Here is a 10,513-nt window from a genome sequence, read left to right on the forward strand (position 1 = left end):
AACTTACGTTGGTCCGGAACAAAATCTTTTGGATGAAACACCTCAGCATGCAAATCGTTTAGAGCTTGAACATCCGCTTCTTTCCAATTCTCAGATGGAAAAGATTCGTCATATAGCGCGTGGATTATTTAAGTCACAGACAATTCCACTTCTCTTCAATCCGTTTATGCATCACGATATGAGAAACAGATTGGAAGAAATTTGCAGCGAAGCTGTTGATGCTGTTAAATCCGGTGCAATTAAGAAGTTCTTCGTCATGGCTGGGTGTGATGGTAGAATGAAGTCAAGAGAATATTATACAGAATTTGCACAAAAGCTTCCAAAGGATACGGTAATAATGACTGCCGGTTGTGCCAAATATCGTTATAATAAGTTAAATTTGGGTGATATTGGGGGAATTCCAAGAGTACTTGATGCGGGTCAGTGTAATGACTCTTATTCACTGGCGGTTATAGCGCTTAAACTTAAGGAAGTGTTCGGACTTGATGATATTAACAAGTTGCCGATTGCCTATAATATTTCTTGGTATGAACAAAAAGCAGTGATCGTTCTTTTGGCATTACTTTATCTGGGAGTAAAAAACATACATCTGGGACCAACACTGCCAGCATTTTTATCTCCGAATGTGGTAAAAGTCTTGGTTGAGAAATTCGGAATTGCAGGTATTGGTACAGTTGATGATGATATCAAGTTGTTCATGGCATAAAATAAATAAACAATATATAACTCCTGATAATCGATAGCATTGTCAGGAGCTTTTGTGAAGTCATTTTGAATTCTTCCATGATCTGGATGCTTTTTAAATGGTTTATAGATTTTTATGTTAATATTTTGGTGTGTTTTATTCCCTTGAATGGAAATTTGAGGGAATTTTTGTGTTAAAGGGTAAACAATTTGTTGGAAGTAACGATTTTTATTTATGACGATATTGAATTTCTGATCATTAAAGGATGGTCGTATTTCAAGCAGTTTTGTAAAAATAAATTAGATTTTAATAGATAAATATTTATTAGTTAGGGTAGAAATTTAAGCATACCCCAAAAAATAATGGTAAGTCATCGTATATATTGTATATAAACTAAAAACTGAAATATTAAATGGGGTATTTGCCAAATACGGCATTTTTACATTTTGGCTCTCACATTAATCTTTTTATAGTGGCTTACAGAGTAATAGGCAGTAAGAAAACCTAGGTTGTTCACTTGCTGCTTGGGCAAGTTTGTCGCAAACATGTCAGGAGGTGATTGTACTGCGAGAAATTGATCAAATAGCTGTTCAGGTTGCGAATGACGACGAGAAGTTATCTGCGTTTATTAAGCAACACGAATTTTTAATATTAAAAACTGCTTCAAAGACAGCCAAGCATTTTATATCAAAGAACGACGATGAGTGGGCAATTGCGTTGGTTGCCTTTTCTGATGCTATAAAAAAATATGATTATGAGAGGGGTAGTTTTATTTCGTTTGCTGAACTAATCATCCATCAAAATCTTGTAGATTACTATAGAGTTCAAGGGAGACGCAGCGTGGAGATTCGGGTTGAGCGGATTGAAGATGAGGCCATTGTTGAATATAATGATAATAATCTGAAATTGGAAATTGAAGCTATAACGCAAGTTCTTAATAGTTATGATTTTAGATTTATGGATTTAGTTGATTGCTCCCCAAAGGTTAGTAAAACGAAAACGGCCTGTGCCAAAGCCGTATCATATATTTTGAACAATCCTATATTGGTAAAGGAGATGCGTGCCTCAAAACAATTGCCAGCTAAAATAATAGAAAAAAATGCAGGTGTACCCCGAAAAATATTAGAACGTCATCGTAAATACTTAATAGCAGCAGCTGAAATACTCCATGGGGATTATCCGTATCTCTCGGATTATTTAAGCTATATCAAGGAGGAGGATATGAGATGAAAGCGACAGTATTGGAGATTAACGACGGATTTGCTGCATTAATACAGGAAGATGGAACTATCGTAAAAATTAAGAGCAAAAGTTTAAAGATTGGAGATGTGGTGAAAATGAAAGAAACGAAAATACGAAAAAAAGGAAGATTCAGTGCCATGGTGGCAGCAGCAATGTTTGTTATGATGTTGGTAGGCGGTGTATATACATATGCGACACCTTCTTACTATGTGAGTTTAGATGTGAATCCTGGGATTTTGATGGAAGTTAATATGTTTGAACGTGTCATTGGGATGGAAGCGGCTAATGAAGATGCAAAAGAAGTGCTTGCAGGACTAAATTTAAAAAACAAAGACATCGAGGATGCTGTATCCTTGGCTGTCGAACGTGTTAAAGAATTGGGATATTTTGATGGAGAAGGCGGTAACATTTTGATTGCTACTACTGCGAAAAATGAAGATAAGGCTGAACGGTTGGCTGGAAAGTTGCAAAACGCAGTGGAAGAGGAAATTGAGGAAAATGGTGTAAAAGCTGAAGTAACAGCTGGAGCCATTGGCTATGAAATGGTACAGTCAGCAAAAGCCATTGAAGGAATGACACCTGGTAAATATAATGTCATTGTTAACTTACTCGGGATTGATCCTGAAAAAGCGGATGATTATGCTGGAACTTCTATCAAAGATATTATGAAAGAATACACAGCATCGAAGGGAGAAGAAGGCAAGGCGAGAGCTGAAGAAGCTGCTGTAAATTCACAAACTGAAGAAGAAAATGGTGAACCAGCTGAAAATGAAGGGTTAAAGGAACAAAATGCTCAAGGTAAAGCAGAACAAGCTGGAAGTCAAGAAGGAAACTCACCAGTTGACACACCTGCTTCAGATAAAAAAGCACCAAGTGCTAATGCAATGCAAAATAATGTAGCAGAATAAAAACCAGAGACACCAGTAACTCCGGAAACACCTGAAAAACCAGAAGTTCCTGTAGGTGGAAGACCGTAACAGCGAATCATTAGAGGCCTTTTGCAATGTGTCAAGGGCTTCTAATTTTATTAGATAAATGTTATGGTTATAGTTTATTTTAAAAAGCAATTTTTCAAAATCCTCGGGTGAATGGGTCGTCGCCATAAAGACTTCCTCTTGTTACATTTATTGTAAAATAATTTAAAAAATATTATAATATAGAATTTAGATGACTTAAACTAAAGTCTCTTTTTTATTTGTTAGTATATTCAATACTCTTTTTGTCCCACTTTCACGAAAACTCCATTTTAGCATAAGATATAGCAGTGTGAAAAACTCTATAAGGAGGAGTAATATGGGATTAAAATATACCATATTAGGTGGAGATAAAAGAAGTTTAGAGCTTGGTAAATTACTAATGAAAGACGGAAATGTTGTTTGTATTTATGGTTTTGACAGTCTGGAGCAGTACAAATACGAATCAGTAAGACTAGACGAAGCAATTGAATATGCTGATGTTATTGTAGGTCCATTGCCATTTTCTACAGACAATATAAACGTAAATGCCCCATTTTCAATTGAAGTAATTCCAATCGACAAGGTATTTAACTTGATGTCTGAAAAGCAAATGATTGTTGGTGGAAAATTTAACATTGAATATGAAGAAAAACTAAAGAATAATAATCTTAAATCAGCCGATTATTTTGAAAGAGAAGAAATGCAGGTTTTAAATGCAATACCAACAGCTGAAGGAGCCATTCAAATTGCAATGGAAGAAACACCTATTACTCTTCATAATTCAAATGTTATAGTCTTAGGTTATGGGAGAATTGGAAAGTCTTTATCAAAGACGCTATATGGAATTGGGGCAAATGTACATGTGGAAGCAAGAAAATATAGTGATCTTGCATGGATAAAGAACTATGGCTATATTCCAATACACATAAGAGAGCTAAAAACATATTTGCCAAGGATGAATATTGTTTTTAATACTATACCCCAGATGATATTAAACAAAGAATTGCTAAAAAGCATTGATAATGATTGTATTATAATTGACTTAGCATCAAAACCAGGTGGAGTTGATTTAGAGGCTGCAAAGGAACTGGAGATTAAGGTTATAAGCGCTTTAGGTCTTCCGGGAAAGGTAGCACCAGTAACTGCCGCTATGGTTATTAAGGACACAATCTACAATATCATAGAGGAGGTAAATTTTAAAATATGTCAATAGAAGGATTAAAAATAGGTTTTGCACTAACTGGTTCATCCTGCAATTTTAGAAATGTGTTTCCAATAATCGAGGATTTAGCTAAGAAAGGAGCAGATATTTATCCAATAATATCAAACGCTGTAGATACTTATGATACAAGATTTGGTACAGCGGAAGAATGGAAAAATAAATTAAAAGAGATTACAGGTAAGGAATTAATCAAGACAATAGTTGAAGCTGAACCTGTAGGGCCCAAATTAAAACTTGATGTTCTTGTAGTTGCTCCGTGTACAGGTAATACAACAGCTAAGCTTGCAAATGCAATAACCGATACGTCAGTAACCATGGCTTGTAAAGCTCATTTAAGAAATCAAAGGCCTTTGGTTTTAGCAATAGCAACTAATGATGGACTTGGAGCCAGTGCTAAAAATATTGGGTTGTTATTAAATACAAAAAAGATTTACTTTGTGCCTTTTGGTCAGGATGATGCAGTGAATAAGCCAAATTCCCTAATAGCTAAATTTGATAAGATCGAAGAAACAATAGAAGCTGCAATACTAGGTGAACAACTTCAGCCTTTATTAGTATAAGTACAGTATCTGAAAAACGGGGTTAGGGCATACGAAACGGTGCAGAATTTGCACCGTTATTTTATTGAATGAAATTAAAATATAATCTTTGTAAAAACTCAGCAAGCACTTCATTATTAACTACTATAGAAACTTTATCACTAGAATATTCTATATTTATTAAATGTTCTTTCTCGTCCAATAAGAATTTATCTAATTTTTGGATAATTTCATTTTTATAGTCACTATTGAAAATAAATGATATAACTGAATTACTTTCTTGTTTTTTAATTCCAAAACCTATTATTTTTAAATTGGTTGTATCGTTGGAAATAAGTGTACCCGGATCATCTGTAAATGTTGATAGGATTCTTATAGGTATATTATATTGCTTTGCCAGTAAAACTGCATATGGATGAATTACATTTGCTCCGTTAATTGCCAACTTATACATATCATTATAGGAAATTTTTTTAATATATTTAGCATTTGGCACTACCCTTGGATCAGTAACAGCAACTCCGGGCACATCGGTAAATATATCTACTCTTTCGGCATTTAAATTTACGCCAAGTGCTACAGCTGTTGTATCACTACCTCCCCGACCAAGTGTAGTTATATCCAAACTCTCTGTAGCTCCTTGAAATCCTGCAACGACTACAATTTTATTTTCATTTAAATAGCCTTGAATTTTATTTGTATTGATTTTAATTATTTTACCCTGATTAAATGTATTATCTGTAATTATTCCGGCTTGAAATCCCATTAAGGCTTCTGAGGGTAAACCCTCACTTTCAAACAAATGAGATACTAAAGCGGCAGAAATTGTTTCTCCAACTGACATTATCAAATCCTTTTTTCTCGGATTTATTATGGTACTTATATTCTCTAATTGATTTATTAAAGTATCAGTAGCGTAAGGGTCTCCTCTTCTGCCCATAGCGGATACCACTACAACAAGCTTGCTGCCAATTTGAACTTCTTTTTTTACTAGTTTAAGGAATTCGCTTTGATTGCTTAAATTTCTCAGAGAAGTTCCTCCAAATTTTTGAACTACAATGCTCATTTTTTACCTCCTAAATAAGGTCTTGCTTTTATTTTATTCAAGAGACTCATTTTTGTTAGCAAATACTAAATAATTTCATAAAATGGATTACAATATTTTTTTGAAAGGAGAAATAATATGGTTGAATGGGGAAGATTGATAACGGCTATGGTAACACCTTTTGATGAAGAACTAAATGTTGATTTCAAAGCTGCTGGTTCACTGGCAATTAAATTAGTTGAGGAGGGTAGTACTGCTTTGGTTATAACAGGAACTACCGGAGAAGCTCCAACCCTAACAGATGATGAAAAAATAAATTTATATAAGATTATAAAGACATGCGTAGATGTTCCTATAATTGCAGGGGTGGGTACAAATAATACAAAGACCACTATAGAAAATGCAAAGGCGGCACAAAAGGCGGGGGTTGATGGACTTCTCGTAGTTACTCCATATTATAATAAACCTGATCAGGATTCTTTGTATTGTCACTTTGAGAAAGTTGCAGAATCTGTTGATTTACCAATTATATTATATAATGTACCTGGAAGAACCGGGTGCAACATGTTGCCTGAAACGGTAGAGAAACTTGCTCAAATTGATAATATAGTAGCATTAAAGGAGGCTAGTGGAAACATAATCCAATTTGCAGAAATAATAAAGCGCGTTCCTAAGGACTTTTTAGTTTATTCAGGAGATGATTCTATGTTACTTCCGGCAATGTCAATAGGCTGCTATGGAATAGTTAGTGTAGCATCTCATGTAGTAGGTCCTGAAATGAAAGAAATGATAGATGCTTTCATATCCAATGATGCTGAGAAGGCAAAGGAAATACATTTGAAACTATTAGATATCTTTAAAAACTTATTTATAATAGCAAATCCAATACCGGTGAAAGCAGCATTAAATTTGATGGGAATACATGTAGGAGGAGTAAGACTTCCTTTAACTAGTGCGAGGGAGAATGTGTTAAAAGTTTTAAGGAAAGATTTAAAGAAATTAGGAAAAATTTAAATTATATAAATAATTTGGGTATAATTTTTAACAAAATCACTGGTTTTTTGTTGATGAATGAGACTGAAAGATGTATACTGTAGTGGAATGCGATAATTGTTACTTTGTGTCATTGTAGTTGATTTGGTTATTACCCTCTTGTTTTACGTAAATGAGAGGGTTTGTATATGTTGTAACAGTAGATGGAAGCATTTGATTTTTTTAAATATTTAACCAGAAAGTTGAAAGGGGATAATTTGTGATTAAAAAAGAAAAACTTAAAATGGCTGTTGAAATTTTAATATTTTTTTTAAAAATAGGATTTTTCACTTTTGGTGGCGGTTGGAGCATTTTGACCCAAATGCAAAAGGAGTTCGTTGAGCGACGCCGGTTGATTACCGAGGAGGAATTACTTGACATTACTGTGGTAGGTCGATCATTGCCTGGTATGATGATTACTAATATTAGTATGCTGTTTGGCTACCATGTTGGGGGTATACTGTGTGGGTTCACAGCTCTTATTGGTATTGTACTACCGTCGTTGATTATACTAAGTTTAGTGGCTATATTTTACGACATGGTGAAAGATAATTCATATGCTGCCCATGCGCTAGTAGGTATTCGTGCAGCCGTCGTTCCAATAATAGGATCTGCTGCGTTTAAAATGCGTAAGTCTGCATTTAAGAGTAAAATTAGTTATGGTCTTGCAGTAGTTGCATTTGCATTTTGTCTGTTCAGTAATGTGAGTATTGGCATTATTGTTTTATTTGCAGCATTTGCAGGTGTTTTAACAGCAGGGAGGATTGAGGTATGATTTTACTTGAGTTGCTTTTTTCGTTTTCGTTAATAGGTGTTACCAGTTTTACAGGAGTGTCTATGGTTCCATTAATTAATGCGGAAATGTTAAGGCATGGTTGGATGACTGCTTCAGAGGTGTTGGATATTGTTGCTATCGCAGAAATGACCCCTGGACCATTGGGCATTAATTGTGCCACTTTTTCCGGAATGCGTGTTGCAGGAATTCCGGGGGCTCTATGTGCTACAACAGGTGTATTGATGCCTACTCTTACTATTTGTTTGCTTGCAGCAATCTTTTTTAAACGTTTCAAAAATAGCAAAGTTATGCAAAGTGCGTTGTCTTTTATACGTCCGGTAAGTATTGGCTTAATTGTCGCAACCATTGTCACATTAAGTGTAAGCAGCTACTTTGTAAACATGGTTCCAGATTGGACAAGTATAATTATTGGCGGTGTTATTACATTTTTGATATGGAAGTGGGATTTGGATGTACCCAAGCTTATTGTAACATCTGCTTTATTAGGTCTGTTATTTGTTCGTTAATTACAGAATAAAAGGTCTTAAATAGTTAAGATTAAATTTAAGTTTAAATTATATAGTAAATCTTTTGATTGACATTTTAATAACAAAAGTGTAAAATATAATGTAAGTTAGCTACAGCTAACCAAAATTTAATAAATAATATTGGTAAAAATATTATTTATTAACATAAAGAAGGGAAGTAAAGGATATGAAAAAGAGAATTATATCATTGTTATTAGCAATGTCATTACTTGTTTTAGGAGGGTGTCAGTCACAATCAGATAATAATGAAAAAGTAGAAACAGGAACAGAAAAACAAACTATTAGAATTACTACACCGAATGCTCCAAATAGTATTCCGTTATTTTATATGAAAGAAAACAATGTTTTAGGTGATAATATACAATTGGATATTGCAATTCATAAAAGTGGACAAGAAGCTGCGGCAAAAGTTATTAAAGGTGATATCGACATGGCAAATTTTGGCGTACAAGAAGCGGCAAATTTATACAATGAGGGCGTTGGGGTGCGTCTTATGGATGTATCTACATGGGCTACATTTGAAATATTAACAGTCAGGGATGATGTAAAAACATGGGAAGATTTAAAAGGCAAGAAGTTATGGATTGGAGATAAAGGTGGTCCTATTGATTATTTACTCCAGATTGTATTGAAAGCTAACAATATCAATTTAACAGATCTAGAAGTTAACAGAATTTCAACGAGTGAATTAACTCAAATGGTAGTAAGCGACATAAAGGATATTGATTTATTTGTATTAAGAGAACCATTTATCAGTCAGGTGAAAATGAAAAATAAAGAGATAACAACTGCATTTGATTTAGGTAATGAATATGAAGCAGCTTACAATATAAAAATTCCTCAGGGTGGAACTGTTTTAACAAATGAATTTTTAGAATCTAACGAAGAAATTGTTGCATTATTTCAGGAAGAATACAAAAAAGCTATAGAATGGATAAAGAATAATCCTGAAGAAGCAGGTGAATTAGGAGCAAAATATATGCAAGGTCCGAATGCAGGTGTATTAGCGTCAGCAGTTAAAAATATGGATATGGAATTCCATTCAATAGAAGATTCTAAAGAAGTATTAGAAACATATTTTAATTTAGCATTAGAAATTGATTCGACGATGTTGGAAGGTGTGTTACCGGATGAAGGATTCTATGAGAAATTATTTGAGTCAAAATAATAAAAACATATTAAGGAAATTTATATCTGCAGCAATTTTTTTGCTGGCTTGGGAATGCGCCGCTATGCATTATATATCTATCGTATTACCTTCACCGGCAGAGGTACTGGAGGGTTTTGTGCAACTGTGCCAGGAAAAAGAGTTTTATAGAGATATCATTATTACGGTTTCAAGGGGGATGATTGGATATATTTTAAGTATGGCATTAGGAGTTATTGTTGCTACAGTTTTTTACATGGCAAAACCTATAAAAGAAATTTTTTATTCATATATTGTTATATTACAATCAATACCCAGAATATCTTGGATTTTGTTGGCAATGATATGGTTCCCATTTGATTCAACAATTATATTGTTTATTCTTATTATAACATTGGTTCCAATTGTAACCATAAGTGTATTTGAAGGGTATGAGAGCATAGATTGTGATTTGCTTGATATGGCACGTATTTTTAAAGTATCATCTGCAAAAATACTTACATATATTTATTTGCCGGCTATATCAACGCATATTATTTCTACGTCGAAAGCAACGTTGGGAATTATGTGGAAAACCTTGATTATGGCCGAATTGCTTACAGTACCGGATGGACTTGGGGCTAGAATGGGGTATTTGAGAACGGCATTAGTGACAGACCAGATTATAGCCATTACTGTTGTAATCGTAGCCTTGAATTGTATATGTCAGCGTATTATCAGCTTAATATACAAAAAAACTCAGAGGTGGAAGGAATCATATGAGCTCAATACAATTTCATAATATTAATAAGTCTTTTGGTGATGTTAAAGTTTTAGAAAATATTAAATTTGAAATAGAAGAGAAGAAAATAATTTGCTTGGTGGGACCATCGGGGTGCGGAAAATCTACAATACTTAATTTGCTTTCGGGCAGATATACTGCTGACAGTGGTGAAATTTTAAATGTAGCAGAAAAAAATATTAGCTATATTTTTCAGAAACCTAGATTAATACCATGGTTGACTTTAGAAAAAAATATGGATTTTGTTCTTGGAGATAAATCTAATAGGAAAGAAATAATTAATGAATGGCTTACGAGGGTAGAACTTGATGGTTATGAAAAATCATATCCATCGCAATTGAGCGGTGGAATGGAACAAAGAGCTGCATTAGCACGTGCGTTTATGGTTCCCTCGGATTTACTTTTGATGGATGAACCATTTAAAGGATTAGATGAACCTTTAAAATTGCGCATGCTTGAGCTTGTTTATAAATTGTGGGAAAACAATCCGAAAAATATAGTTTTTGTTACTCATGATATTAGAGAGGCTCTTTTGCTCGGA

Annotated in this window: 12 protein-coding genes; 11 read left to right on the forward strand and 1 reads right to left on the reverse strand. The window is 34.0% G+C overall.

Annotation, left to right across the window (positions count from 1 at the left end; all coding sequences use genetic code 11):
- The 5 genes from SA378_RS00485 to SA378_RS00505 all read left to right on the forward strand — a co-directional run.
- A partial coding sequence (locus SA378_RS00485; RefSeq protein WP_318524035.1) for a glutamate synthase central domain-containing protein occupies window positions 1-706 on the forward strand: 706 nt, incomplete at its 5' end.
- A 534-nt stretch (window positions 707-1,240) separates the two neighbouring features.
- On the forward strand, window positions 1,241-1,915 hold the full coding sequence (locus SA378_RS00490) for an RNA polymerase subunit sigma (protein WP_318524036.1): 675 nt from the start codon (window positions 1,241-1,243) through the stop codon (window positions 1,913-1,915).
- Window positions 1,912-2,835: a hypothetical protein gene (locus tag SA378_RS00495; RefSeq protein ID WP_318524037.1), complete on the forward strand. Its 924-nt coding sequence runs from the start codon at window positions 1,912-1,914 to the stop codon at window positions 2,833-2,835. The genes SA378_RS00490 and SA378_RS00495 overlap by 4 nt, the downstream gene beginning before the upstream one ends.
- Window positions 2,836-3,220: 385 nt before the next feature.
- On the forward strand, window positions 3,221-4,096 hold the full coding sequence (gene dpsA / locus SA378_RS00500) for a dipicolinate synthase subunit DpsA (protein WP_318524038.1): 876 nt from the start codon (window positions 3,221-3,223) through the stop codon (window positions 4,094-4,096).
- Window positions 4,087-4,665, forward strand: coding sequence for a dipicolinate synthase subunit B (locus tag SA378_RS00505; RefSeq protein ID WP_318524039.1), 579 nt, complete (start codon window positions 4,087-4,089; stop codon window positions 4,663-4,665). The genes dpsA and SA378_RS00505 overlap by 10 nt, the downstream gene beginning before the upstream one ends.
- A gap of 61 nt (window positions 4,666-4,726) precedes the next feature.
- Here SA378_RS00505 and SA378_RS00510 read toward each other — a convergent pair whose 3' ends face one another.
- A complete protein-coding gene (locus tag SA378_RS00510; protein WP_318524040.1) occupies window positions 4,727-5,710 on the reverse strand; it encodes an aspartate kinase in 984 nt (327 codons plus the stop codon).
- Window positions 5,711-5,827: 117 nt separating this feature from the next.
- Here SA378_RS00510 and dapA point away from each other — a divergent pair, with 117 nt between their 5' ends.
- From dapA to SA378_RS00540, 6 genes are all read left to right on the forward strand, one after another.
- Window positions 5,828-6,703, forward strand: a complete 876-nt coding sequence (gene dapA / locus SA378_RS00515; protein ID WP_318524041.1) for a 4-hydroxy-tetrahydrodipicolinate synthase — start codon at window positions 5,828-5,830, stop codon at window positions 6,701-6,703.
- A gap of 238 nt (window positions 6,704-6,941) precedes the next feature.
- Window positions 6,942-7,496 (forward strand): chromate transporter, encoded by a 555-nt coding sequence (locus tag SA378_RS00520; RefSeq protein ID WP_318524042.1) that lies wholly within the window; start codon window positions 6,942-6,944, stop codon window positions 7,494-7,496.
- Complete coding sequence (locus SA378_RS00525; protein ID WP_318524043.1) at window positions 7,493-8,023, forward strand: chromate transporter; 531 nt, start codon at window positions 7,493-7,495, stop codon at window positions 8,021-8,023. The genes SA378_RS00520 and SA378_RS00525 overlap by 4 nt, the downstream gene beginning before the upstream one ends.
- 187 nt (window positions 8,024-8,210) lie before the next feature.
- On the forward strand, window positions 8,211-9,212 hold the full coding sequence (locus tag SA378_RS00530) for an ABC transporter substrate-binding protein (protein WP_318524044.1): 1,002 nt from the start codon (window positions 8,211-8,213) through the stop codon (window positions 9,210-9,212).
- The gene (locus SA378_RS00535; protein ID WP_318524045.1) at window positions 9,187-9,972 is read left to right on the forward strand and encodes an ABC transporter permease; all 786 of its coding nucleotides are present in this window, start codon (window positions 9,187-9,189) and stop codon (window positions 9,970-9,972) included. The genes SA378_RS00530 and SA378_RS00535 overlap by 26 nt, the downstream gene beginning before the upstream one ends.
- Window positions 9,950-10,513: ABC transporter ATP-binding protein (locus SA378_RS00540; protein WP_318524046.1), on the forward strand; the 564-nt coding region annotated here is incomplete at its 3' end. The genes SA378_RS00535 and SA378_RS00540, both read left to right, overlap by 23 nt.

The organism is Sedimentibacter sp. (assembly GCF_033447055.1).
Lineage (GTDB): Bacteria > Bacillota > Clostridia > Tissierellales > Sedimentibacteraceae > Sedimentibacter.

Excerpts from the sequence above, each read along its gene's own strand:
- SA378_RS00495 (WP_318524037.1), top strand. The coding sequence starts at position 1,912 with ATGAAAGCGACAGTATTGGAGATTAACGACGGATTTGCTGCATTAATA.
- dpsA (WP_318524038.1), top strand. The coding sequence starts at position 3,221 with ATGGGATTAAAATATACCATATTAGGTGGAGATAAAAGAAGTTTAGAG.
- SA378_RS00505 (WP_318524039.1), top strand. The coding sequence starts at position 4,087 with ATGTCAATAGAAGGATTAAAAATAGGTTTTGCACTAACTGGTTCATCC.
- SA378_RS00510 (WP_318524040.1), bottom strand. The coding sequence starts at position 5,710 with ATGAGCATTGTAGTTCAAAAATTTGGAGGAACTTCTCTGAGAAATTTA.
- dapA (WP_318524041.1), top strand. The coding sequence starts at position 5,828 with ATGGTTGAATGGGGAAGATTGATAACGGCTATGGTAACACCTTTTGAT.
- SA378_RS00525 (WP_318524043.1), top strand. The coding sequence starts at position 7,493 with ATGATTTTACTTGAGTTGCTTTTTTCGTTTTCGTTAATAGGTGTTACC.
- SA378_RS00530 (WP_318524044.1), top strand. The coding sequence starts at position 8,211 with ATGAAAAAGAGAATTATATCATTGTTATTAGCAATGTCATTACTTGTT.
- SA378_RS00535 (WP_318524045.1), top strand. The coding sequence starts at position 9,187 with ATGAGAAATTATTTGAGTCAAAATAATAAAAACATATTAAGGAAATTT.